The organism is Rhodococcus sp. 06-418-5 (genome assembly GCF_002258285.1).
In the GTDB taxonomy this organism is placed as follows: Bacteria; Actinomycetota; Actinomycetes; order Mycobacteriales; family Mycobacteriaceae; genus Rhodococcoides.
Map to the genome: position 1 here is coordinate 371590 of NZ_NOYE01000037.1, position 23237 is coordinate 394826.

At 67.3% G+C, this 23237-nt stretch carries 27 protein-coding genes; 4 read left to right on the top strand and 23 right to left on the bottom strand.

The annotated features are described in order from the left end of the window. Window positions 1-19 precede the first annotated feature (19 nt). The 3 genes from bioD to CH274_RS26975 are packed head-to-tail and all read right to left on the bottom strand — an operon-like array spanning window position 20 to window position 3144. Window positions 20-718 (bottom strand): dethiobiotin synthase, encoded by a 699-nt coding sequence (gene bioD / locus CH274_RS26965; RefSeq protein WP_094659605.1) that lies wholly within the window; start codon window positions 716-718, stop codon window positions 20-22. Continuing rightward, window positions 715-1848, bottom strand: a complete 1134-nt coding sequence (locus tag CH274_RS26970; RefSeq protein ID WP_094659423.1) for an 8-amino-7-oxononanoate synthase — start codon at window positions 1846-1848, stop codon at window positions 715-717. Before CH274_RS26970 ends, bioD begins: the two co-directional genes overlap by 4 nt. A gap of 24 nt (window positions 1849-1872) precedes the next feature. Next, complete coding sequence (locus CH274_RS26975; RefSeq protein WP_373453954.1) at window positions 1873-3144, bottom strand: adenosylmethionine--8-amino-7-oxononanoate transaminase; 1272 nt, start codon at window positions 3142-3144, stop codon at window positions 1873-1875. 87 nt (window positions 3145-3231) lie between these two features. Between CH274_RS26975 and CH274_RS26980 the strand changes: the two genes are divergently transcribed. Genes CH274_RS26980 through CH274_RS26990 form a run of 3 tightly spaced genes read left to right on the top strand, consistent with a single transcriptional unit; the run spans window position 3232 to window position 6839 of the window. After that, the gene (locus CH274_RS26980) at window positions 3232-4575 is read left to right on the top strand and encodes a serine hydrolase (RefSeq protein ID WP_094659424.1); all 1344 of its coding nucleotides are present in this window, start codon (window positions 3232-3234) and stop codon (window positions 4573-4575) included. 46 nt (window positions 4576-4621) lie between these two features. After that, window positions 4622-4828, top strand: a complete 207-nt coding sequence (locus CH274_RS26985) for a hypothetical protein (RefSeq protein WP_045198931.1) — start codon at window positions 4622-4624, stop codon at window positions 4826-4828. 43 nt (window positions 4829-4871) lie between these two features. Further along, window positions 4872-6839: an acyl-CoA dehydrogenase family protein gene (locus tag CH274_RS26990; RefSeq protein WP_032393893.1), complete on the top strand. Its 1968-nt coding sequence runs from the start codon at window positions 4872-4874 to the stop codon at window positions 6837-6839. Window positions 6840-6852: 13 nt separating this feature from the next. On the opposite strand, the gene CH274_RS26995 is transcribed toward CH274_RS26990, so the two are convergent. The 17 genes from CH274_RS26995 to CH274_RS27070 all read right to left on the bottom strand — a co-directional run bounded on the left by CH274_RS26995 (window position 6853) and on the right by CH274_RS27070 (window position 19347). After that, window positions 6853-7650, bottom strand: coding sequence for a cyclase family protein (locus CH274_RS26995; RefSeq protein ID WP_094659425.1), 798 nt, complete (start codon window positions 7648-7650; stop codon window positions 6853-6855). Beyond that, window positions 7650-8828 (bottom strand): PQQ-dependent sugar dehydrogenase, encoded by a 1179-nt coding sequence (locus CH274_RS27000; protein WP_094659426.1) that lies wholly within the window; start codon window positions 8826-8828, stop codon window positions 7650-7652. The genes CH274_RS26995 and CH274_RS27000 overlap by 1 nt, the downstream gene beginning before the upstream one ends. Window positions 8829-8991: 163 nt before the next feature. Continuing rightward, window positions 8992-10167: a PQQ-dependent sugar dehydrogenase gene (locus tag CH274_RS27005; RefSeq protein WP_094659607.1), complete on the bottom strand. Its 1176-nt coding sequence runs from the start codon at window positions 10165-10167 to the stop codon at window positions 8992-8994. Window positions 10168-10284: 117 nt separating this feature from the next. After that, entirely contained in the window at window positions 10285-10488 is a 204-nt protein-coding gene (locus CH274_RS27010; protein WP_032394170.1) for a heavy-metal-associated domain-containing protein, read from the bottom strand. A gap of 20 nt (window positions 10489-10508) precedes the next feature. Then, window positions 10509-10790 carry a metal-sensitive transcriptional regulator gene (locus tag CH274_RS27015; protein ID WP_032393890.1) on the bottom strand — a complete coding sequence of 94 codons (282 nt, stop codon included), beginning with the start codon at window positions 10788-10790 and terminating at the stop codon, window positions 10509-10511. A 16-nt stretch (window positions 10791-10806) separates the two neighbouring features. After that, window positions 10807-11058, bottom strand: coding sequence for a hypothetical protein (locus tag CH274_RS27020; protein WP_032393889.1), 252 nt, complete (start codon window positions 11056-11058; stop codon window positions 10807-10809). Beyond that, on the bottom strand, window positions 11055-11480 hold the full coding sequence (locus CH274_RS27025) for a hypothetical protein (RefSeq protein WP_045200992.1): 426 nt from the start codon (window positions 11478-11480) through the stop codon (window positions 11055-11057). The genes CH274_RS27020 and CH274_RS27025 overlap by 4 nt, the downstream gene beginning before the upstream one ends. Before the next feature lie 52 nt (window positions 11481-11532). Beyond that, the gene (locus CH274_RS27030; protein WP_052049245.1) at window positions 11533-11973 is read right to left on the bottom strand and encodes a hypothetical protein; all 441 of its coding nucleotides are present in this window, start codon (window positions 11971-11973) and stop codon (window positions 11533-11535) included. Between the two features lie 71 nt (window positions 11974-12044). Further along, entirely contained in the window at window positions 12045-12218 is a 174-nt protein-coding gene (locus CH274_RS29420; protein ID WP_155290783.1) for a hypothetical protein, read from the bottom strand. Between the two features lie 96 nt (window positions 12219-12314). After that, a complete protein-coding gene (locus CH274_RS27040) occupies window positions 12315-12953 on the bottom strand; it encodes a hypothetical protein (protein WP_094659427.1) in 639 nt (212 codons plus the stop codon). Continuing rightward, window positions 12950-13924 (bottom strand): porphobilinogen synthase, encoded by a 975-nt coding sequence (gene hemB / locus CH274_RS27045; RefSeq protein ID WP_094659428.1) that lies wholly within the window; start codon window positions 13922-13924, stop codon window positions 12950-12952. Before hemB ends, CH274_RS27040 begins: the two co-directional genes overlap by 4 nt. Before the next feature lie 49 nt (window positions 13925-13973). Beyond that, complete coding sequence (locus CH274_RS27050; RefSeq protein ID WP_032393884.1) at window positions 13974-15536, bottom strand: uroporphyrinogen-III synthase; 1563 nt, start codon at window positions 15534-15536, stop codon at window positions 13974-13976. After that, window positions 15533-15703 (bottom strand): hypothetical protein, encoded by a 171-nt coding sequence (locus tag CH274_RS29425; protein WP_156516050.1) that lies wholly within the window; start codon window positions 15701-15703, stop codon window positions 15533-15535. Before CH274_RS29425 ends, CH274_RS27050 begins: the two co-directional genes overlap by 4 nt. After that, entirely contained in the window at window positions 15696-16673 is a 978-nt protein-coding gene (gene hemC, locus CH274_RS27055; RefSeq protein ID WP_032393883.1) for a hydroxymethylbilane synthase, read from the bottom strand. The genes CH274_RS29425 and hemC overlap by 8 nt, the downstream gene beginning before the upstream one ends. Next, window positions 16670-18082, bottom strand: a complete 1413-nt coding sequence (locus CH274_RS27060; RefSeq protein ID WP_032393882.1) for a glutamyl-tRNA reductase — start codon at window positions 18080-18082, stop codon at window positions 16670-16672. The genes hemC and CH274_RS27060 overlap by 4 nt, the downstream gene beginning before the upstream one ends. Further along, entirely contained in the window at window positions 18079-18909 is an 831-nt protein-coding gene (locus CH274_RS27065; protein WP_094659429.1) for a redox-sensing transcriptional repressor Rex, read from the bottom strand. The genes CH274_RS27060 and CH274_RS27065 overlap by 4 nt, the downstream gene beginning before the upstream one ends. Before the next feature lie 156 nt (window positions 18910-19065). Beyond that, window positions 19066-19347, bottom strand: coding sequence for a glutaredoxin family protein (locus CH274_RS27070; protein ID WP_032393880.1), 282 nt, complete (start codon window positions 19345-19347; stop codon window positions 19066-19068). A gap of 205 nt (window positions 19348-19552) precedes the next feature. On the opposite strand from CH274_RS27070, the gene CH274_RS27075 reads away from it, so the two are divergent. Then, on the top strand, window positions 19553-20488 hold the full coding sequence (locus CH274_RS27075; RefSeq protein ID WP_256993725.1) for an HAD family hydrolase: 936 nt from the start codon (window positions 19553-19555) through the stop codon (window positions 20486-20488). A 19-nt stretch (window positions 20489-20507) separates the two neighbouring features. Here CH274_RS27075 and CH274_RS27080 read toward each other — a convergent pair whose 3' ends face one another. From CH274_RS27080 to CH274_RS27090, 3 genes are read right to left on the bottom strand one after another with little or no spacing between them, the layout of a single operon-like run. Further along, on the bottom strand, window positions 20508-20996 hold the full coding sequence (locus CH274_RS27080; RefSeq protein WP_045200986.1) for a GNAT family N-acetyltransferase: 489 nt from the start codon (window positions 20994-20996) through the stop codon (window positions 20508-20510). A gap of 22 nt (window positions 20997-21018) precedes the next feature. Further along, window positions 21019-22068, bottom strand: a complete 1050-nt coding sequence (locus CH274_RS27085) for a lysophospholipid acyltransferase family protein (RefSeq protein WP_094659430.1) — start codon at window positions 22066-22068, stop codon at window positions 21019-21021. Next, a complete protein-coding gene (locus CH274_RS27090) occupies window positions 22065-23192 on the bottom strand; it encodes an NAD-dependent epimerase/dehydratase family protein (RefSeq protein ID WP_254924033.1) in 1128 nt (375 codons plus the stop codon). Before CH274_RS27090 ends, CH274_RS27085 begins: the two co-directional genes overlap by 4 nt. Window positions 23193-23237: the final 45 nt, after the last annotated feature.

Below are 23237 nucleotides of genomic sequence, written 5' to 3' on the forward strand. Positions count from 1 at the left end.
TGCCGGACCGGCAGTCGATCTATGCCGGGTACCCGAGTAAAGACTCGACAAACTCACCGAAGGCACCGAGCGCCACGGCTTCGAAAGCGCGCAACGGGAGCAGACCCGCCTCCTCCGGGATACACGCGATGAGCCCGACACCCGTCACGAGCGGCAGCTCGTCGAGGTTGACCCGCGCGGCCAGGCTCGGTGCGGCGGGCCACGACCCGATCACCAGACCTGCGCAGTCGACGCCGGCCGCCCGCGCTGCCGCAACGGTCAGAGCACTGTGGTTGAGCGTTCCCAGCTCCGCACCGGCCACGATCACGATCGGCGCAGACATGGCCCAGGCGACGTCGAGCACGGTGAACCCTCCTGCGCCCAGACGCACCGCCACTCCCCCTGCGCCTTCGACCAGCACGAGGTCGTTGGCTGCGTCGAGCTCGCGCACGGCGTCGACCACAGCGTCGAGTTCGAGCATCGGCCGACCCGATCGGCGGGCAGCGACGTCCGGGGCCAGCGGCTCGGGATACCGCGCCAGCTCCACTCCCCGAACGCCCGAAAGGCGTTGCACCACATCGATATCGGCTTCGTCAGGGTAACCGTCTCCGACGCCGGTCTGCGCCGGCTTGCACACCGCGACGGATCGCCCGCCTGCCCGCGCTGCCGCCGCGAGTGCCGCGGTGATCACGGTCTTGCCGACGCCGGTCGACGTTCCGGTCACCAGCAGAACCGTCACCACACAACCGCCGCATTCGACACCGCCGCGAGGACCGACGCGGCACGATCGATGTCGGTGTCGGTGAGATCGGCGCGCGCGGTCAGTCGCAGTCGAGAACCGCCGGCCGGAACCGACGGCGGCCGGAAGCATCCGACGCGGACGCCGAGCTCGAGGCAGTCCGCCGCCGCGCGCACTGCCCGCTGTGCGTCGCCCAGGATCACCGGAACGACCGCCGATGTCGTCGGTTCGACGCCGGCTGCGGCGGCGAGTTGTGTTGCACGTATACCGATCGAGTGCACCCGGTCGGGTTCGCCCCGCAGGACGGTCAGCGCGGCCGACGCCGCTCCGACGGAGGCGGGTGCGAGTCCGGTGTCGAATACGAACGTGCGTGCACCGTGCATCACCTGCGTGCGCACCGCTGCCGGCCCGAGCACCACTCCACCCTGCGATCCGAGGGCCTTGGACAGCGTTGCGGTGATCACCAGGTCCGGCGCTCCGGCGAGGCCTGCTTCGTGGACGGCTCCCCTGCCACCGTCCCCGCGTACACCCAATCCGTGCGCCTCGTCGACGACGAGTACCGCGTTCCGTCTCCGGCACACCGCGTACAGCTCGGCCAGAGGCGCGAGATCTCCGTCGGCGCTGAACACCGAATCGGTCACCACGAGGGCCCGCTGTTCGCGACGCTCGCGCAACAGCTGGTCGACGTAGCCGGTATCGCAATGCCGAGCGACGGCCACCCGGGCCCGCGACAGGCGGCAGGCATCGATGAGCGAGGCGTGCGACGCGGCATCGGAGATCACCAGCGCGTCTCGGCCCGCCAGTGCCGTCACGATCCCGAGATTGGCGGTGTAACCGGAGGAGAACACCAGTCCGGCCTCGGCTCCGACGAACTCCGCGAGATCCTCCTCGAGGCGCTCGTGTGCGGTCGTCGTCCCGGTGACCAGCCGCGATCCGGTGGATCCGCCGCCCCATCGGCGCACAGCGGCGCAGGCTCCGTCGATGACGGCCGGATGCCTGGACAGTCCGAGGTAGTCGTTCGACGCCAGATCGAGGATGTCGTCCTCGGCGGTGCGGGCGATGACGATGCGCTCGAGACCGGTCTCGCGTCGGGCGTGCGCGGTGGCGTCGAGCCAGTCCAGAGCGGTCATGGCAGCACCATACTTGAACGCCGTTCAAGTATGGTCGCGCGCCACCGCCACCAGGGCTTCGACGATGGTAGCCACCTCCGCATCGGTACAGATGAACGGCGGCATCGCGTACACCAGGCGCCCGAACGGACGCAGCCACACTCCCGCGTCGACGGCCGCTGCCGTGGCCCGTGCCATGTCCACCGGACTGTGCATCTCGACGACGCCGATGCCGCCGAGAACGCGAACATCGGCGACTCCCGACAGCGACCGGGCCGGCGCGAGGCCGGCGGCCAGTCCCGACGCCAGAGCGGCGACCTCGGCGCGCCAGTCACGCGAGAGCAACAGTTCCACCGAGGCCACCGCGATCGCGCACGCGAGCGGATTGCCCATGAACGTCGGCCCGTGCATCAGGCCGCCGGCCTCGCCGCCCGAGACCGTCTCGGCCACCTCGGTGGTGCACAGCGTGGCCGCCAGGGTCAGATATCCGCCGGTCAACGCCTTGCCGATGCACATGATGTCGGGCGCGACGCCGGCGTGGTCGGCTGCGAACAACTCGCCGGTTCGGCCGAAGCCGGTGGCGATCTCGTCGAAGATCAGCAGGAGGCCGTACTCGTCGGCCAGGCGGCGTAGTTCCACGAGGTAGCGCGGGTCGTGGAACCGCATCCCACCGGCGCCCTGCACTATCGGCTCGACGATGATCGCCGCCAGTTCGCTCGCGTGTTCACCGAGTATCTTCTCGAATTCGGCGACGTAGTCGGCGTCGAACTCCACGGGCGGGGCCGGAGCGAACACCTGCTTCGCCAATACATCGGTCCACAGCGTGTGCATCCCGCCGTCCGGGTCGCACACGCTCATCGGAGCGAAGGTGTCTCCGTGGTACCCGCCGCGCCAGGTCAACAGCCGCGTGCGGCCGTTCTCGCCGCGCCCACGCCAGTACTGCAGCGCCATCTTCACCGCGACCTCGACCGAGACCGAGCCGGAATCGGCGAGGAATACCTTGTCGAGCCCGGCGGGGGTGATGTCGACCAGCAACTCGGCCAACCTGGCGGCCGGAGCGTGTGTCAGTCCGCCGAACATGACGTGGCTCATCCGGCCCAGCTGATCGTGCGCGGCGGCGTCGAGCACCGGATGGCGGTAGCCGTGCACTGCCGCCCACCACGAACTCATGCCGTCGATGAGCTGCCGACCGTCGGCCAACGTCAGCCGCACGCCCGACGCACTGTCGACCACCAGCGGCGTCGCACTCGCCGGAAACCGGCTGTAGGGGTGCCAGAGATGGTCGGAGTCGAGTCGACGGACGTCTTCGGAAGTCAGCACGCCAGAGCACACTGCCACAGCACCCGACCGGCCGTCCCGAGACTGGCGAGGTGGCGAAATGTCCGAATCCATTAGCATCGCAGCATGACGACGCGGACCGTGACGAGACTCGTGGGGGTGGTCGTGGCCGCGACGCTGACGCTTGCCGCCTGCGGGGGCACGTCCGCAGCGCCCGTGCCCACCACGACCGTTCCGGACTTCGCCGTCGACACCTCCACCCCCGTCGGTGCCCTCAACGAACGCATCCTGCGATGGATCAACGCCGAGGAGGCACCCGACCCCGCCGAGGTCGACGCCGTCACCGGACCCGAGCTGGCCGAGGCCGTCGCTCCGCTGGGTGGTCTCGCCGGGCCACTGGAACAGCTGCGCGCAGGCGCCCCGAACGTGGCCATGGGGTTCGAGGCCGGTCCCGATTCCGGCGTTCTGCGTTTCACCACCGCAGGCATCCCGGCCACGATCACGACGTCGATCGGTGCGGACGGCAAGCTCGACGGCTTCCTGGCCCGGCCGGACACGCCCAGGATCTCGTCGTTCGACGATCTCGACGCGGCACTGTCGAAAGTGGCTCCGAACTACTCCTACAGCGCGTCACGGCTCAACGGCGGCGACTGCGAGTCGATCTACTCCACCGATGCGGACTCGGTGCTGCCCCTCGGGTCGGTGTTCAAGTTGTACGTCCTCGGCGCTCTCACCGACGAGATCGAGGCAGGCACGGTCCGATGGGACGAGCAGCTCACCGTTCGCGACGCCACCAAGAGCGCGCCGTCCGGCGAACTGCAGAATCTGCCCGACGGCACGAAGGTGTCGGTCCGCGACGCGGCCGAGAAGATGATCTCGTTGTCCGACAACACCGCAACGGATCTGTTGATGGATCGCCTCGGCCGCGACCGGGTCGAGCGTCAGCTCTCGGTCATGGGTCATCACGATCCGTCGGTGATGACGCCGATGATGGACACTCGGCAGTTCTTCGTCATCGGGTTCGGCAACCCGAACATGCGGGCCGAGTGGTCCGAGGCCGACCCCGACGCCCGGGCCGAGCTGCTCGAGCAGGCGGACGCGAGGCCGCTCGAGATCGACTTCGAGAACTTCGTCGACAACCCGGCGTCGGCCGACGGGGTCGAGTGGTTCGCCAACGCGCAGGACGTCTGTGCCGCGATGGGTTACCTGGCGACGAGCGATTCGGCCGAGGAGAACCGTCGCATCCTGGCGATCACTCCGGGGGTGCAGCTCGATGCGGCGCTGTGGCCGTATTCGGGGTTCAAGGGCGGCAGCGCTCCCGGCGATCTGGCGGGCGCATTCCTGGCCACCGATGCCGCCGGTCAGGACTGGATCGTCACCGAGCAGTTCCGGGCCGACGGCGCGATCGATCCGATCCCGTCCAGCTACGCGTTCCTCGTCGCCCAGCAGGCTTTCGCACTGCTGAAGTGAGTGGGATTTGTAACATCGGTGTTACTGCTGCATTACACTCGCGGTCGTGGAGGCACAACACGAACCAGCCCAGTACGCGTGGCCGGAGGGCTTCAAGGAGTTCCTGGTCGGTGAGTTCACCGACTTCAGCCCCCTGGTGAACAGGGCTCTGGAGGACAACTGCGCGTCCCTGTTCCACGACGGTCCGTACGCGAAATCGGGCTTCTGGCGCACCGTCCGCGCGGTGTGGAAAGAATTCGTCTGGCCGGTCTGAGTTTCCGGCCTTCACAGGCGGCTGCAAAAGGTTACCGTCGAGTATGGCAACCACAACGGATCACCTTCGGAACACTCTGGACGGCCGCTGGCGAGATGTGAAGAACGAGGCGCGCAGGCAGCTTGCCCGCGACGAGTTCCGTCCGCACTACACGCCGAACACCGTCATCGCCCGCACCAAGGCGATGGAACAGCTCAAGCTTCTCGCCGCTGCAGGCGCTGCCGACAACGGCTTCAAGAAGGAGCACGGCGGCACCGGTGATGTCGGTGCAGCGGTGACGATGATCGAGATGCTCGCGATGAGCGATCTGTCGCTGATGGTCAAGGCCGGCGTCCAGTGGGGGTTGTTCGGCGGTGCCATCGAGAATCTCGGCACCGAACGCCACCACGAGGCCTACGTCCCCAAGATCATCAGTCTCGACCTGCTCGGCTGTTTCGCCATGACCGAGACCGGACACGGCAGTGACGTGCAGTCGCTCGAGACCACGGCGACGTACGACCCGAAGACCGACGAGTTCGTCATCAACTCCCCCACGCCGTCCTCGCGCAAGGACTACATCGGTGGTGCCGCCGAAACGGCGACGGTCGCCGCAGTGTTCGCCCAACTCATCACCGCAGGCCCGGGCGAGGAGCCCGAGAGCCACGGCGTGCACTGCTTCTTCGTTCCACTGCGCGACGAGAACGGTGACGACCTGCCCGGTGTCACCACCTCGGACTGCCAGTACAAGGGCGGTCTTCCCGGAGTCGACAACGGCCGCCTGATGTTCGATCACGTCCGCATCCCGCGAGACAATCTGCTCAACAAGTACGCCGACGTGTCCGACGACGGTACGTACTCCTCCCCGATCGAGAACAAGTCTCGACGGTTCTTCACGATGCTCGGCACGTTGATCCGCGGACGTGTCACGGTCGGCGGCAGTGCCGCGGCGGCTGCCCGTGTCGCCCTCGACATCGCGACGCGATACGCGTTGCAGCGCAGGCAGTTCTCCGCGCCCGATTCCGATCAGGAGGTCCTGATCATGGACTACCTGGTGCATCAGCGTCGACTGTTCCCACTCATCGCCAAGTCCTACGCCCTGCAGTTCGCGCAGAACGAGCTCGTTTCGAAGATGCACGAGCTGCAGACCTCGGACAATCCCGACGCCGAGGAGCAGCGCGAGCTCGAATCGAGGGCTGCCGGCCTCAAGGCGGCGAACACCTGGCACGCCACCGCCGCGATTCAGGAGGCACGCGAAGCGTGCGGCGGCGCAGGCTATCTGGCCGAGAACCGGCTGATCTCGCTCAAGGCCGACACGGACGTGTTCACCACGTTCGAGGGCGACAATCATGTGTTGACGCAGCTGGTCGCGAAGGAGCTGCTCACCGCGTACGCCGACGACGTCAAGTCCATGAGCCCGGTCGAATGGGTCAAGTTCGCCGCCGACATGGTGGGCGACCGCGTCGTCAAACGCACTGCGGCCCAAGCGATCATGCAGACCATCCTCGATCGGCGTCAGGACAACGAGGAAGAGGGCTCGCTGTTCAACCGCGGCACCCAGGTCAAGATGTTCGAGGATCGCGAGGAGTACCTGCTCTCCACCGTCGCCCGCCGGCTGCAGTCCAAGTCCAAGGAGACCAGCCCGTTCGAGGCGTTCAACGCGGTGCAGGATCACGTTCTGCATGCCGCGAGCGCGCACATCGATCGGATCATCTTCGAGGCATTCATCGCCGGCATCGAATCGTGCGAGGACTCCACCACCAAGGATCTACTCGACGAGGTCTGCGACCTCTACGCGCTGTCGGTGATCGAGGCGGACAAGGCCTGGTTCATCGAACACCGCTACCTGTCCACCGAGCGATCCAAGGCCGTCACCCGCGCCATCAACGAGCGGTGCCGCACCCTGCGTCCGCACGCCGAACTGCTCGTCGACGGTTTCGGAGTGCCCGAGGCGTTGGTCGGTGCTGCAATGCTCGGTGAGCCCGGGGCCGGAACCGAGGAAGAGCCGGCCGCGAACCCCAGTCACGCGCACTGACGCGTAGCCGGGTTCAGCCGGGAGTCACTGCGAAGACCCGGCAGGGACCGCCGGTCGCGCCTGCGTGCTTCGGTGCGCCGACGACGACCGTCGCCCCTGCCGGGGGCACCGCGTCCAGATTTGCCAGTGCCTCGACTCCGTATCGGCCTGCCCCGAGAACCGCTGTGTGAGCCGGGTATTCGCGGTCGTTCATCCGGTCGAGGCTCAGGGTGTCCACTCCGATTCCGACGATGCCCCGCTCGCGTGCCAGCAACTGCGCCGCGTCCGCGCCGAAGCCGGGGGCCGCACGTTCGGCCAGCCTGTTCTGCCAGCCACTGTGCATCACCACCAACGCGCGGTCCGGAATCCGGCCGTGCTCGCGCTCCCACTGCGCGATGTCCTCGCTCGTCACCACGGCCTCGGGGTCGGACGCGGCCCGGGCGGAGATGTCCACCACCACCAGCGGTGCGATCAGATCCTCCAGGGGCAGGATGTCGGCCGTCGCGCCGCCCCGAATGCGGTGCGCCGGGGCATCGATGTGCGTTCCCGTGTGCTCCCAGTACGAGAGTTCGTTCACCAGGAACCCGCCCAGTTCGTAGGCGGCGACCGGCCGCATCGTGAACGGTTCGCTGCCCGGCCACACCGGGAACGTCGGGCTCAGGGTGTGGGTCAGATCGACCAGGCGGCCCGCCGGAATCGCCGAACCGACTACGGGTTCGGCGCGCACCGCCCCGGCCGTCGCGACGGTCAACGCGGCGGCTCCCAACGATCCGAACAGCGCCCTACGGCCGATTCTGCGGTGAACGGTCTCGATGACCTCGGGGCCGCACATCAGTCGGCAGCGGGGGTGACCAGCAGGACCTTGTCGTCCGATCCGTTGTCGGTGGTCAGGAGGAATGCGCCGTCGTCGCCGAAGCTGGTGAGCGAGCGCAGTCGACCGTACGTACCCACCAGGGCGTCGGCCTCGTCTATGTATTCCGTGCCGTCCTCGGACAGCTTCAGAAACGTCAGCTTCTCGCCCTGCTGACTCGAGATCACCGCGGCCCCGTTCCAGGAACTCCATCCCGCGCCGTTCGCGAAGGTCAGACCGGGCGTGGCGATGGTGGGACTACCCGAGCTCCACACGGCGGCGAGTGCACCGGGCACGCGGGTCGGATCGGTCATCGGTACCGACTCGTCGTAGATGAACGGGAGTCGATCGGGGCGGTAGCCGTAGTTGCCGCCGGGCACCAGCAGGTTCATCTCGTCGTCTCGGGTCGTGCCCTGCTCCACCTCGTAGATCTGACCGGTGCCGGGTCGAATCGCCAGGCCCTGCACGTTCCGATGTCCCAGAGTGAAGACGCGATCCGGGGCGTCGGCTGCGGCGGTGCCGTCTGCATTGATATGTAACACCTTGCCGCCCAACGAATTCCGATCCTGCGGAACAGTCGGCGTCGCCGTGTCTCCGGTCCCGACGTACAGGGTGCCGTCGGGATGGGCCAGGATGCGGCAGCCACCGTGACGCCCGCCGTCGGCAACGGGAATGTCGTCGACGAGGGTGCCGGTGCGGGTCAGAGCGGTCCACTCCGGATCCACGGTCCACGAGAGCACGGCGATGTGGTTCTCGCTCGCGCCGCCCGCACTTCCGGTTCCGGCGCTACCGGTATCGCCACTACCGCCGCCCTGCACACCCTGGCACGTGTAGATGGTTCTGGATGCGGCGAAATCCGTCGCGAGAGCTATGCCCATCAGGCCCGTCTCGCCGGACGCGTACAGGTCGTCGAGGTCCGCGGCCAGTTCGCGGGTGGCACCGCCGACGTCGCGGATCACGAACCGTCCCGAGCGTTCTCCCGTCAGCACCGTTCCGTCCGGCGCGACCACCGCATCCCAGGGCTTGGCGAGTCCGTCGAGCACGGTGGTGACCGTCAGATCGGGGAGCGGGTCGGCCTGCGCCGTCGCGGTGGTCGTACCGGCGAGCGTCAGGAAGACGCTGGCAGCTATCACTCCGGAACTGGACACCAGCTTGTTCATCCACACTCCTGACGACGATCCGCGACCGGCCCGATATGACCGGTATCACATGATCTTAAACACACTCTTCGGGCAAACCGCCGACTCATGACGCGATTCGGTTCCCGGCAGCAGAGCGAATCCACGGCAATCCCCGGTCCCAGGTAGTGGCGGCAACCCCTGGTCAGCCGACCTCGGGGGTGACGAGCAGCACCTGGTCGTCGGAGCCGTTGTCGGTGGTGAGCAGGAAGCCGCCGTCGCTGCCGAAGGGGGTCAGCGACCGCAGCCTGCCGTACGTGCCCTCCAGTGCGTCCGCCTCGGCGACGTACTCGGTTCCGTCGTCCGACAGTGCCAGGAAGACGAGCTTCTCGCCCTGCTGACTCGAGATCACCGCCGCACCGTTCCAGGAACCCCATTGCTCACCGTCGGTGAACGTGACGTCGGGGGTGGCGATGGTGGGATCACCCGAACTCCACACTGCGGGCAGGGCACCGGGAACCCGGTCGGGGTCGGTCATGGGGACCGATTCGTCGTAGACCGACGACCGTCGATCGGGGCGGTAACCGTAGTTGCCGCCCGGCACCAACAGGTTCAGCTCGTCGTCTCGGCTCGTCCCCTGCTCGACCTCGAAGATCTGGTCGGTTCCGGGACGGATCGCCAGTCCCTGCACATTGCGATGACCGAGAGTGAAGATCCGATCCGGGGCATCGGCTGCGGCGGTGCCGTCTGTGTTGACGTGTAACACCTTGCCGCCCAGTGAGTTTCGATCCTGAGGAACAGTGGGGCTCGCCGTGTCCCCGGTGCCGATGTAGAGCGTGCCATCGGGATGGGCCAGGATGCGGCAGCCACCGTGACGCCCGCCGTCGGCAACGGGAATGTCGTCGACGAGGGTGCCGGTGCGCGTGAGGGCCGTCCACTGCGGGTCCACGGTCCACGACATCACGCCGATGTGGTTACCGTCGTCGCCGCGCACACCCTGACAGGTGTAGATCGTTCGCGACGCAGCGAAATCGGTAGCCAATGCGATCCCCATCAGTCCGGTCTCACCGGCGGCGTAGAGATCGCCGAGGTCCGCATTCAGTTCACGCTGGACTCCGGCCGAGTCGCGGATGACGAACCGGCCGGAGCGCTCCCCCGTCAGCACCGTTCCATCGGGAGCGACCACCACGTCCCACGGTTTGTCGAGGCCATCGAGCACGGTGGTGACCGACAGGTTCGGCAGCGGCCCGGCAGGCGCGGCCGGGGAGGGAGCAGCGTCGGAAGAGCTCTGCGACGCGGTCGCGGACGACTCGCTCGGCTCTGCGCTACTGCCCTGGTCGGTGGTGTCCGCCGAACAGGCCGCCACCAGGGCGACGCTCATGGCGAGGACGGCTGCGCCGGTGGCAGGTTTCTTCACGAGCGCTCCTGGCGATGTTCGATGAGTCCCATTTTTCCGGTATCACCGTTTTCGCGACTTCCGAACCACCGACCGAGTGTGTCAGGACACCAGTCGATACCCGGCTTCGGCGACTGCGGCGTCCACCGCCGCCGTGTCGAGCGTCGAATCGCTGCTCACCACGACCGCACCGGAATCCACATCGACGTCGACGCCGGTGACTCCCGAGATCTCCGATACCTCTTCCGTCACCGATGCGGCGCAGTGCCCGCACGTCATGCCCTCGACCGAATATGTCGTCTGCATCTTCACTCTTCCCTCTCGAGTCAGGAACGAACCAGGCGCGCGATGGCCTCGGAGGCCTCTTTCACTTTCGCGTCCGCCTCGGGTCCGCCGTGTTTCGCGGCTTCCACCACGCATCCAGCGAGGTGGGCGTCGAGCAGCTTCAACGACACCGACTGCAGAGCTTTGGTCACTGCGGACACCTGGGTGAGAACGTCGATGCAGTAGCGATCGTCTGCGACCATTCTCGATATCCCGGCCACTTGGCCCTCGATACGACGCAATCGCTTCAGCAGGTCGTCCTGCTCGGCGCTGTAGCTGCTCATGTCCGCAATGATACCCCTACCCGGTAGGGGGTGCGCCTCCGGACACGAGTCGACGGACGCCGTCGACCGTCAACAGTCCGGCCACGATGGCGGCAAGAGCGGCCAGCGCGATCCAGGACCCCGAGTAGAACGTCCCCGAATACGCCGGGGACACCTCCGGAACCGCAGGAAACTCCGTGGTGCGCACCCCGGCGTTCCAGCACGCGACCGCTCCGATCACCGCGAGCAGAGCCAGCACCAACTCCGCCCACCCGAGGGACTTCCTCACAGGTACTCCCGCTTCGCCGTTTCGAGAGCCGCGCGCAGACCGTCGTCGTCCTTCGCCCAGGCCTGCACCAGTCCGCCGCCCACCAGACGCAGCCCGATGCCGTGCCGCTTGCGCGGGACGCCCGACAGCTCGCCGAGTACCCGCGCGGTCTCCCACTTCTTCGGCTCGTATTCGCCGTCGGCGTACTCGGCAGGGGGCAGAATGTCGTCGATCTCGTCGAGGTCGACGGTCTCGGTTCCCTGGCGCAGCCGACGGGTGGTGAGTTCCACGCTGACGTGCATCCGCGCGGCGCGGAGCTGGACGTACGTGAAACCGACGAGAATCAGCGAGAAGAGAGCGAGAGCGAACCAGTGGACCACCGGTCCTGATGCGAGCTCGACCGCGAGTACCACGAGGCAGAACACCGGCCCCCAGGCCAGCATCCGCCACCGGCCACCGGGCTCGTGGAAGAGCACGGTCTCGTCGATGGGGGTATCACTGCTCACGGATGAACCACTCCCGTGCCGACGGCCGATAGACCAGGACCGCTGCGACCACCAACGCGACCGTGATTACCAGCAGCACGAACGGAAACACCAGCGCGGCGAAGGTCAGCAGCAGCGCGGTGGCTCCGGACAGAGCGACCAGGGCGCGTCGGAAACGGCGGTCTCCGCCCCGGACCGGGCCCGACATCAGGCCAACGGCCAGCCCGACCACACCGAAGATCACGCCGAGTCCACGAAAGACAGTCAGGAAGGAATCGACCTGTTCGTCCGTCGCGCCGCCGGTGGTGAACGAGGCTCTTATCTGGTCGGCGGGGAGCGTCAGGGCGATCATGCACACGACGATCAGCAGCACCGCGGAGGTCAGCCACAGCCAGTAGGCGGCGGAAACCACTCGGGGCCGGGCGATCGGTGTGTCGGTGTCTGCGCTCACGCCAGACATCCTGCCACCGGGGGCGAGCTGTGCGTTCGGCCGGCAGAGATTTCCGCGCCGACGCGACGTGCTCAGCCTGCAGAAATTCCCAGTGCCATGATTGCGATGGCGGCCGAGACGGCGAGCAGCAGCCCGAGCAGGGCCCAGCCGGGGCGACCGCTCTCGGCGGGACAGGGCTCGCGATCGACGGCCGGTGCTGCGGTCGGCTGCGTGATGCTCGCTGCTGCAGGGGTGTGCTCTGCCATGTCGGTTCCGATCACTCGAGACGATATCGACAGTGATGCTAGTCACACAGCCGGTACGGCAGCCTCGAACGCGCCCAAAACTATCGAGTTCTGAAACTACCGCTGCCCCGAAGCGACGAAGTATTCGTTGGATTCCCGACGGTGCATCAGATAGATCGCCCCGGCGGCCAGCACTCCCTGGCCGATGCCGAGCACACTCATCACGATGTTCATCGCTCCTGCGCTCGACGCAATGGCGAACAGTTCGAGGACCATGGTGAACACCGTGAACGATCCGATGATGGTGAGCAGCATGCGCGCCCACATCTTGCCTACGCGCATTCGCTCGACCCAGAGCAGGAACAACGCCCCGAAACCGATGACCACGAACACCGTGACGACGAGCATCACCGTCACCATCGACTGCGTGGACTCCACCGTCATGTCGGCGGCTGCGTCCTGCGCTGCGAGGTCGTCGAGCAGGGACTGCGCGAATTCCTCGCGCGCCCCGAACAGCGTCCACACCGAGAACAGCGCCGAGAGCGCCCCGATCAGCGCCACTCCCCACCACAGGTGGCGTGCGGTCTCTACGTCGACGGGCGCCGGACGCGGGGTCGGCTCGAGCTCCGGTCCTGTCTGAGGGAACCCGTGCTCGAGCTCCCAGCGCTGCCAATCCGGCTGCGGCGGTGGGTTGCCCGGCCTGTTGCTGTCTGGGTTGGTGCCGTCCGGGTTGTTGTTCGGAGGAAATTCGTTCACAACCAGCCCGCCACTTCGGTAGCCCAATAGGTCAGTACGACATCGGCACCGGCGCGTCGAATGCCGACGAGCGATTCCAGCACCGCTGCGTCGCGGTCGATCCACCCGTTCTGAGCGGCGGCGGTGATCATGGCATATTCCCCGGAGATCTGATACGCCGCAACCGGAACCGGTGACATCTCGGCGACGTCGCGAAGAATATCGAGGTACGACATCGCCGGCTTGACCATCACCATGTCGGCACCCTCGGCGAGATCGAGTTCCACCTCGTGGGTGGCCTCGCGGCGGTTCGCCGCGTCCTGCTGGTACGTCCGGCGATCGCCCTGCAACGAGGACCCCACTGCTTCGCGGAACGGGCCGTAGAAGGCCGAGGCGTACTTGGCCGAATACGCCAGCTGACCGACCTCGACGTGGCCTGCAGCGTCGAGTCCGGCGCGGATGGCCCCGACCTGCCCGTCCATCATTCCGCTCGGTCCGAGCAGGTGCGCACCGGAATCCGCCTGTGCGACGGCCATGTCGACGTAGCGCAGCAGGGTGGCGTCGTTGTCGATGGAACCGTTCTCCCCCAGGACTCCGCAGTGCCCGTGGGAGGTGAACTCGTCCAGGCAGGTATCGGCCATGATGACCGTCGAATCCCCGAGGTCGGCCTTCAGCCGCGCCAGGCCGCGATTGAGGATTCCGTCCGGGTCGGTTGCCCCCGAGCCGGTTTCGTCCTTGTCCTCGGCCCTCGGTACTCCGAACAGCATCACGCCGCCGACGCCGGCCGCGACGGCCTCCTCGGCCGCAGCGCTCAGCGAATCCAGCGTGTGCTGGTACACCCCGGGCATCGAGCTGATCGCCCTAGGCTCGGTGATGCCGTCGGCCACGAACATCGGCAGCACCAGATGCCGTGCCTCGAGCGAGGTCTCGGCCACGAGTCGACGCAGTGCCGGGGTGCGGCGCAGGCGTCGGGGACGGTCGGTGGGGAACAAGCGAACTCCTTACGGACCGGGTGTGCTGAGCGTGAGATCGGCGGCCGGGTTACCGGCGGCGCGACTTCTTGCGCGGCGGGGGCAGTGCGCCCTCGGCCCGCAGGCGAGCCGCGTGCTCGGCGAGAGCCTCGACCAGCGGTCCGACCTGTGCCGACTCGGGCTGCACATCCACGCGCAGACCGAATTCGACGGCCGTCTCGGCGGTCTTGGGGCCGATGCACGCCACCAGGGTGCGAGCGTGCGGCTTTCCGGCGATGCCGACCAGGTTCCGGACGGTGGAGCTCGACGTGAAGCACACTGCGTCGAAGCCGCCGGTCTTGATCATCTCGCGGGTCTCGGCGGGGGGCGGTGCCGCCCGAACGGTGCGGTAGGCCGTGACGTCGTCGATCTCCCAGCCGCGTTCGCGCAGCCCCTCGGCGAGCGTTTCGGTGGCGATGTCGGCGCGCGGCAGAAGGACTCGGTTGACCGGGTCGAAGACCTCGTCGTACGGCGGGAAGTCCTCGAGCAGTCCGAGCGAGCTCTGCTCACCCGAGGGCACGAGTTCGGGGTTGATGCCGAACGAGCGCACCTTCGCCGCGGTTGCCTCACCGACACAGGCGATCTTGACGCCGGAGAACGCGCGAGCGTCCAGACCGAACTCCTCGAACTTCTCCCACACCGCGCGAACGGCGTTGGTCGAGGTGAAGACGACCCACTGGTAGCGACCGTCGACCAGGCCCTTGACGGAGCGTTCCATCTGGGCCGGGCTGCGCGGGGGCTCGACGGCGATGGTCGGAACCTCGATAGGGATGGCACCGTGGGTGACGAGGCGATCGCTCATCTCCCCTGCCTGATCCTTGGTGCGAGGTACCAGCACGGTCCAGCCGTACAGTGCGCGAGATTCCCACCAGGACATCTTGTTTCGACCCGAGACGACCTTGCCGACGGTGACGACGAGGGATCCGACGAGCTCGGATCCGGCGTCGTTGAGGGTGGCGAGGGTGGCCTCGACGGTGCGTTGCTGACGGGTGGTGCCGCGGACGGTGATGGCCGCGGGTGTCTGCGGTGCCAGGCCGTGTTCGACGAGGGCACTGGCGGTTTCGGCCAGGTGACCCGATGTTGCGTGCAGTACCAGCGGGCCGGGGGCGGCAGCAAGAGCTGCCCAGTCGACCTCGCCTCGGACGTCGGCCTCGGTGTGACCCGAGCCGAGTGCCATTCCGGCGTAGCTGGGCACGGCCGATCCTGCGGGCAGGCCGGGGAGCACCTCGAACGGCACGTGCGTGCGTGCGACGGCGCCGACCTCGGCGATCACCGAGTCGGTCGTGAGCGGATCACCGGAGACCAGGCGAACCACGTCGTGGCCGTTCTTGGCTTCGGCGAGAAGGGTTTTGGCGACCTCGGCCGGTTCGCCGAGTGCCGGACGAACCTCGACACCGTTCTCGCCCGTCTCCGGGTCACGCGGAACGTCGGCACCGACCAGGGCGGTGACGCCCTTGTCGACGTCGGGATCGGTGAATGCGAGCTCGGCCGCTCCGAGCACTTCCCGTGCCCGGACCGTGAGCAGAGCCGGGTCACCCGGCCCGGATCCCACGAACAGGATCCGTCCGTTGGTGTTCTTGCGGACTGGGCTCATCGGTTGTTCTCCAGTGCTGTCTTGTGTGGGTACTGCAGTTCTATCGGGGTTGCGGTGCCCCGTTTCGGAATCAGTCGAGCGGTGGCGATCGACTCTCTTCGCACCACGGGACGGGTCGCCTTGCGTTTGGCGCGTCCGCGGACGGGTGCCGTTATGGCCCTAGACATGAGATCCACCCCGTAGACGAGAATCGGCCTGTGCCGGTTCGGTGACCGAAACGAGTTCGCGCGCACCGAGATCGAGCAGTTCGCGGGCCAATTCCCGGCCCAGCTCCTCGGCTCGCTCGGGTGATCCGACGATCGACGCGCGGATGGTGTCGCTGCCGTCGATGGCGGCGACGCAGCCTCGCAGGGACAGTTCGTCGAAGATTCGGCCGTCCTCGTCGATGGATTCGACGACCTCGGCGATCGCGCCGACCGGGGCGGTGCAGCCGGCTTCGAGTTCGGCGAGCAGTCCGCGTTCGGCTGCCACCGCGGCACGTGAGTGCGCGTCGTCGAGGGTGGCGATGGCCGCCGCGAGATCGGTGTCCTCGACGCGGCATTCGACGGCGAGCGCACCCTGGGCGGGTGCCGGAAGCAACTGAACCGGGTCGAGTGCTTCGGTGACCACGTCCAGTCGGCCGATGCGGGCCAGTCCGGCGCGGGCGACGATGACGGCGTCGAGCTCACCCGACGCCACCTTCCCGATCCGCGTGTCGAGGTTGCCGCGCAACGGCTGAACGTCCAATCCCTGTCCGAGAGCGCGCAATTGAGCGATACGACGCGGGGCGGACGTGCCGACCTTCGCGTCGGCGGGCAATTCACCGAGTACCAGTCCGTCACGGGCCACCAGGGCGTCGCGCGGGTCCTCGCGAGCCGGGATGGCGGCGATGGTGAACCGGTCGTCGGCCGCGGTCGGCAGATCCTTGTACGAGTGCACCGCGATGTCGACGGTGCCGTCGGCCAATGCCTCACGCAGCGCCGCGGTGAAGACGCCGACGCCGATCGTCTGCACGGGAGCAGCAGACAGGTCGCCTGCGGTCTTGACGATCACCAGTTCCGCTTCGACTCCGGCTGCCGCGAGGGCCACCCGAACCGTGTCGGCCTGGGTGGTCGCGAGAAGGCTTCCGCGAGTACCGATCTTGACGACGGCGGTCATTCGGCACGCTCCTGACCGGTGGTTCCGCCGGGGTAGGAGTCCGAGCGTAGATCGGTGCGGCTGGCGGTGAAATCGTCCACCAGTTCCAGCGAGCCGATCTCCATGGGTGTGGCGACGGCATCGACCGAGCCGGGGCTCAGCTCGAACAACTCCCGCAGCGCAGCGGCATAGGAATCTCCACCCGGTGTGCTGGCGAGCTGCTTGACCCGCACGGTGGGCGAATGCAGGAGCTTGTCCACGACGCGGCGCACGGTGCGCGCCACCTCGTCGCGCTGCGGCGAGTCGAGCCCTGGCAGTCGCGATTCGAGACGGAGCAGCTCTCCCTCGACCACCTCGGCAGCGCGCTGGCGCAGCGCCGTGACGGTGGGGGTGACCTCGGCAAGTCGTTGTCCGGCAAGGTAACCCGAGAGTTCACTGGATACGATCTCGCGGGCGGCCGAGGCGTCGTTGGCTGCGGCACCGGCAGCAGGATCGCGCTGCAGGGACTCCATGTCGAAGACGGTGACGCCCGGCAGACCCGACACCGCGGCGTCGACGTCGCGCGGCAGACCGAGGTCGCAGATCACCAACGGTCGATCCGAGCCGCGGCGGGCGAGCGCGAGGTGGGCGTCGGCGATGGAGACCACGGCCCCCACCGCTCCGGTACAGGTGAGGAGGATGTCGGCCTCGGCGACTGCGTCGGCCAGGTCCTCGATGGCGACCGAGGTTGCTGCGATCCCGTTGGAGACGGCGTTCTCGGCCAGGTGGTCGGCTCGCTCGCGGGTGCGGTTGACGACGGTCAGCGCGCCGATGCCTGCGCGGCCGAGGTGGGCGACGGCGAGGCCGCCCATCGCTCCGGCTCCGAGGACGACGGCCTTGCGGCCGGCGAGGGAACCGTCGAACTTGTCGGCGGCGCGGTCGAGGGCTACCGAGACCACCGAGGCTCCGGCGGCGTCGATTCCGGTTTCGCTGTGCACGCGCTTGCCCACGCGCAGGGCCTGCTGAGCCAGTTCGTGCATCACGCGGCCCGAGGCCTGCTGGCCGTCCGAGGCGGCGTAGGCCGAACGGATCTGGCCGAGGATCTGCTGCTCGCCGATGACCATCGAGTCGAGGCCACTGGCCACGGCGAAGAGGTGCTCGACGGCGGCCTCGCTGTAGCGGACGTACGCGTGCTTGGTCAGGTCCGCGATCTCGAGCCCTGAGTGTTCGCCGAGAACTTCGCCGACGGCGGTCAGCGCGCCGTGGAAGGCGTCGACGACGGCGTAGATCTCGACCCGGTTGCAGGTGGACACCACCATGACCTCGGAGATGCTTCCGCTGGCCATCAGCTTGTCGGTCAGTTTCGGGCGATCGGTGTCCGTGATGGCGACACGCTCGAGAACTGCGACGGGAGCGCTACGGTGCGAAATCCCGACGAGAAGGACACTCACGGTGCAATCACCGATCCGTTTCTTGTCGAACTGTTGACTGGGCTTGGATTGCCGGCGATGCGCGGGCCGTGACTGCGGCCGAGGCGTGCCGTTGACGTGAGCGGGGGCGGCGATACCGGCTGCGGCCGGGGGGCGGTGACGATGGCCGGACCGTCGATGTCGGTCGGTCCCGAGACGTTGCGGGAGCTGTTGAAGGAGAGCACCTGCATCTCCACTGCCAGGTCCACGCGCCGCACCTCGACATGCTCGGGGACGTCGAGAACCATCGGCGAGAAGCTCAGGATGGATTCGACGCCACCGGAGACGAGTTGCTCGGCGACGCTGTGCACGGATTCCTCGGGGGTGGCGATGACGCCGATGGTGGCTTCGAGTTCACGGCAGGCGACCACGAGTTCGTCGACGTGCCGGACGGTCAGTCCGTCGATGTCGATGCCGACGCGCGCCGGGTCGTTGTCGAACAGTCCGACCATCGTGAAGCCGCGTCGGGCGAATCCGCCGTAGCCGGCCAGCGCCTGTCCGAGGTTGCCGACTCCGGCCAGGACGACGCGATGGCCGCGATCGAGTCCGAGTGCGCTGTCGATCTTGGCGCGCAGGCGCGCCACGTCGTAGCCGACTCCGCGAACGCCGTTGGGGCCGAGAAAGGACAGATCCTTGCGGAGTTTGGCCGATCCGACGCCTGCTGCGGTGGCCAGTTCTTCACTGGAGACGATGAGAACGCCCTCGTCTGCGAGGATGGAGAGGACCCGCAGGTACGTCGCCAGACGGGTGACCGTAGCCTGAGGGATGACCCGCTCTACGCCGCTGGGCGACGGGCGCTCTTCGGTCACGTCTGGGGCTCCTCGTCCGAACGGCGTCGATGCCGGTCTTCACGCTGATCCTGCGTTCGTGTCTATTTCACGGACGCTGTTCACACCACGGTAACTGCTTGTGAACGAATGAACAAAGTTGCGCACACCGGCCCTCACCTGCACACGCGAGAGCAATCACACGTTCTTAGGGTGTCCTGCCCGGGTGAGATCGGCTCGCAACCGCGGCACGTCTACCTCCCAGTAACTGTGTTCGATGCCGTCGAGGAGTACCACGGGCACTCGATCCCCGTACTCCGCACGCAGGTCAGGCGATTCCGCTGCCGCCTCGTCGACGTCGACGACGGTGACCGGCACGTCGAATTCGCGGCACACCTCGCTCAAGACCTCGAACGCGTGCGTGCAGGAATGGCAGCCTGCGCGGGTGAGAAGAGCCACGCCGGTGGGAGTCGTCTGCATGAATCCACTGTGACACGAGCTCGGTGGAGACGAAGGTCACAGTCCCCGGTCCGATCGGGGGCCGAACGACGGGCGCGCAGTACTGCCCTTCGCCTGTCGTCCGGACGACCCCGACTAGGCTTGCGGCGAGCGACTCGACTGGGAGGTGGACATGGTGAGCGACGGGGGAACAGACCTGCCGATCGAGAACACGCCCGATATCGACATGGTCGATACCAACGATCCGAGCGAGGACAAGCAGTTCAAACGCCGCATCCGCAGGATTCGCAATCCATTCGGTCCGACCGACGCCGAGGTCCGCGCCAACGTGGCAGGCCAGGCCAGTGCCGATGCCGCCCTGGCGTTGCAGATCGAGTCCGAGGCGGCCGTTCCGCGGGATCTGACTGCTGCCGCCTTCTTCGACGTGGACAACACGATGGTGCAGGGCGCGTCGATTATTCACTTCGCTCGCGGGTTGGCCGCGCGAAAGTACTTCACCAGCGGCGATCTGGCCCAATTCGCTTGGCAGCAGGTCAAATTCAGGGTCAGCGGCAAGGAGAACAGCGAGGACGTGGCCAGTGGCCGCGAGAAGGCGCTCTCGTTCATCACCGGCCGTCCCACCTCGGAGCTGACCCGGCTCGGTGAGGAGATCTACGACGAGTTGATCGCGGACAAGATCTGGGCCGGTACCCGGGCTCTCGCGCAGATGCACCTCGACGCCGGTCAGCAGGTCTGGCTGGTGACGGCCACTCCTCTCGAACTGGCCCAGATCATCGCCAAGCGCCTCGGCTTGACCGGGGCTCTGGGAACGGTCGCCGAGAGCAAGGACGGGGTGTTCACCGGCCGTCTGGTCGGCGACATCCTGCACGGCATCGGTAAGGCGCACGCGGTGCGTTCGCTGGCGGTGCGCGAAGGTCTCAACCTCAAGCGCTGCACCGCGTACTCGGACAGCCACAACGATGTGCCGATGCTCTCCCTGGTCGGCACCGCCGTGGCGATCAACCCCGATACCGACCTGCGTGAGCTGGCCAAGAACCGGGGTTGGGAGATCCGCGACTACCGCACCGGACGCAAGGCAGCCAAGATCGGAGTGCCCACGGCGTTGGCCCTGGGAGCGGTGGGCGGTGGGCTCGCCGCGGTGATCGGCCGTCGCAAGGCCTGATCCATCCCGGTGACGACGGTCAGAGCGTGAGCTGCATCAGCGTCAGGTCCAGCCAGCGACCGAACTTCACGCCCACCTGCGGCATCTGCCCGACGGTGACGAACCCGAGTTTCTCGTGCAGTGCGATCGACGTGGTGTTCTCGGATTCGATGAACCCGACCAGCACGTGCACCTCGCTCGCCTCGGCCCGCTCGATCAGTTCGCTCAGGAGCGCACTGGCCAGTCCGCGACGGTAGAAGTCTCGGTGGATGTACACCGAGTGTTCCACCGAATGCCGATAGCCGCTCTTGACCCGCCACTGCCCGTACGACGCGTATCCGGCCACCCGTCCGTCGACCTCTGCGGTGAGGACCGGGTATCCCGCGGCGATCCGGCCCTCGAACCAGGCCGTGCGATCGGCGAGATCGACCTGTTCCTCGTCCCAGATGGCGGTGGTGTTGGCGACCGCATCGTTGTGGATGTCGAGAATCTCGGGTAGATCGGCAGCGGTGGTGTCGCGGATATGCACTGCCACAGGGTAACCCGAGCGTCTAACCCAGGAAGACGTTGCGCCTCTTGGCAAGCAGTCGATACAGCGTGTGCTGGATGGTCTCGCGGACGTGGTCGGTCAACTCGAACAGCACCATCGGATCCTCGAACGCGGTGGAGTCGTACCCGTCGGTGGGGATCGGTTTGCCGAATTCGATGTACCACTTGGACGGCATCGGAATCAGACCGAGCGGACCGAGGTGCGGGAAGAAGGGCGTGACCGGAAAGTAGGGCATGCCCATCAGTCGGGCCAGCGGTGCGATGTCGCCGATCTTGGGGTAGATCTCCTCCGAGCCGACGATGGAGCACGGGATGATCGGCACACCCGTCCGCAGCGCAGCCGAGACGAATCCGCCGCGGCCGAATCGCTGCAACTTGTAGCGCTCACTGAACGGTTTGCCGATGCCCTTGAACCCCTCGGGGAACACCGCGGCGACCTCGCCGGTACGCAGCAGACGCTCGGCGTCGGGGTTGCAGGCCAGCGTGTGCCCGGCCTTGCGGGCGATCGTGCCGACGCCGGGCATCTCGAATGCCATGTCGGCGGCCAACATTCGCAGAGGCCGGTGCGCCGGGTGGTGATCGCGCACGGCGACCGACGCCATCAACGCATCGACGGGCACCACGCCTGCATGGTTGGCAACGACCAGTGCGCCGCCGTCGGACGGAATGTTCTCGATGCCTTTGACCTCGACGCGGAACCACTTGTCGAACAGCGGCCGCAGCAACGGAAGCCAGATCGCGTCGGCGAAGTGCGGGTCGTAGCCGAACTCGTCGACGCTGTAGTCACCGGCCAGCCGCCTGCGTACGAACTCGGCGACCGAGGAGATCTGGTCGACGATCGTGGACTTGGTGTCGTCGATCATCGACAGCAGCGGAGCCGGTATCGACGGCGTCACAGCCGACGCGGCGGCAGGCGCCGGGTCCAGCAACGGCGTCGGCTCTCGGGGATCGGTGTAGGCGGAGGGGTGCCGCTCACGCGAGCCCGCAGCCGCTCGGGCCGAGCGTCCCGAGGGGCCGCCGTGCAATGGAATCACTTTGGCCACTTCGCTCACCCGTCCCCTCCCGAACTACGCACCGCTCCGGAACGCGGCAGTGCTGCCAGTGCACGCGCCGTGGACGCGCCCGTCTCGACGGCCGAGACCAGTCGATCCTCGACGCTGTCCACCCATTCGGTTCTGATGACCGGCCGCAGCGCTGCGCCTCGGACGAAGTCGTCGAACGCCTGAACCGTGGTCCACCGCGGCTCGAATCCCAGGACGGACCGCATGCGGGTGGTGTCGAGTCCGCAGCCGAAGTGGAAGTAGTCGAGTTGCTCGGTGGTGAACTCGCGCATCATGCCGCCCATCAGCGCGCGGCCGACGCTCTTGAAGAGCGGGAACGGTACCGGCACCTGAACGCGGCCGGCTCGGCGAATCGCCTGGGAGAGCATGATCGTGCCGTCGGCTCCGATGTTGAACGTGCCCGCCGACCCGCCGAGAGTGGCGCGCTCGAGCGCAGCCAGGGCGTCCTCTTCGTGCAGCAACTGCATGCGGGCGTCGCGACCGACGATGCTGGGGATCAGCGGCGAGGTCATGTAGCGCGAGATGGTGCCGTTCAGTCGCGGACCGATCAGCGGTGCCATGCGCAGGATCGACACCGCGATGTCCGGTCGTCGACGGCCGAGGCCACGGAGGTATCCCTCGATGTCGATCGTGTCGCGCGCGTACGCACCGCTCGGGGGGCGTCGGGCACTCATCTCCTCGGTGAATTGCACCGGGTCCTTCGCGCTGCAGCCGTACACCGAGGACGACGAACGCAGTACGACCCTCTCGACGGTCGGTGACTTCTGGCAGACCGCGAACAGCTGCATCGCGCCGATGACGTTGAGGTCCTTCATCGTCGCGCGGCCACCGGATTTGGGAGGCTTGGCGACGGTCGCTGCGTGCACGACGGTATCGACGCCTGCATTGCGAATCACTTTGCCGATCAGCGGATTACGGATGTCGGCGCGGACGAATTCCGCGCGACCCATCCGGCGCAGCAGATCCTTGCTCGGAGACACGGCGTCGACGGCGATGACGCGCTCGATGTTCGGATTCTGGGCCAGCCTGGTGACGAGGTAACCGCCGAGGAATCGACTCGCTCCGGTCACGAGGACCACTCGGGGCGCGGTCGATCCACGATCGCTCGGACTCACTGCGCACCCCCAACGTCGGTTCCGCTGCAAAGCCTACTGGATCAG

Coding starts and splice junctions, on each gene's coding strand:
- CH274_RS26970 (WP_094659423.1), bottom strand. CDS start 1,848: ATGACCGCTCTGGACTGGCTCGACGCCACCGCGCACGCCCGACGCGAG.
- CH274_RS26980 (WP_094659424.1), top strand. CDS start 3,232: ATGACGACGCGGACCGTGACGAGACTCGTGGGGGTGGTCGTGGCCGCG.
- CH274_RS26990 (WP_032393893.1), top strand. CDS start 4,872: ATGGCAACCACAACGGATCACCTTCGGAACACTCTGGACGGCCGCTGG.
- CH274_RS26995 (WP_094659425.1), bottom strand. CDS start 7,650: ATGTGCGGCCCCGAGGTCATCGAGACCGTTCACCGCAGAATCGGCCGT.
- CH274_RS27000 (WP_094659426.1), bottom strand. CDS start 8,828: ATGAACAAGCTGGTGTCCAGTTCCGGAGTGATAGCTGCCAGCGTCTTC.
- CH274_RS27005 (WP_094659607.1), bottom strand. CDS start 10,167: ATGAGCGTCGCCCTGGTGGCGGCCTGTTCGGCGGACACCACCGACCAG.
- CH274_RS27010 (WP_032394170.1), bottom strand. CDS start 10,488: ATGCAGACGACATATTCGGTCGAGGGCATGACGTGCGGGCACTGCGCC.
- CH274_RS27015 (WP_032393890.1), bottom strand. CDS start 10,790: ATGAGCAGCTACAGCGCCGAGCAGGACGACCTGCTGAAGCGATTGCGT.
- CH274_RS27025 (WP_045200992.1), bottom strand. CDS start 11,480: ATGCTGGCCTGGGGGCCGGTGTTCTGCCTCGTGGTACTCGCGGTCGAG.
- CH274_RS29420 (WP_155290783.1), bottom strand. CDS start 12,218: ATGGCAGAGCACACCCCTGCAGCAGCGAGCATCACGCAGCCGACCGCA.
- CH274_RS27050 (WP_032393884.1), bottom strand. CDS start 15,536: ATGAGCCCAGTCCGCAAGAACACCAACGGACGGATCCTGTTCGTGGGA.
- CH274_RS29425 (WP_156516050.1), bottom strand. CDS start 15,703: ATGTCTAGGGCCATAACGGCACCCGTCCGCGGACGCGCCAAACGCAAG.
- hemC (WP_032393883.1), bottom strand. CDS start 16,673: ATGACCGCCGTCGTCAAGATCGGTACTCGCGGAAGCCTTCTCGCGACC.
- CH274_RS27070 (WP_032393880.1), bottom strand. CDS start 19,347: ATGCAGACGACTCCCACCGGCGTGGCTCTTCTCACCCGCGCAGGCTGC.
- CH274_RS27075 (WP_256993725.1), top strand. CDS start 19,553: ATGGTCGATACCAACGATCCGAGCGAGGACAAGCAGTTCAAACGCCGC.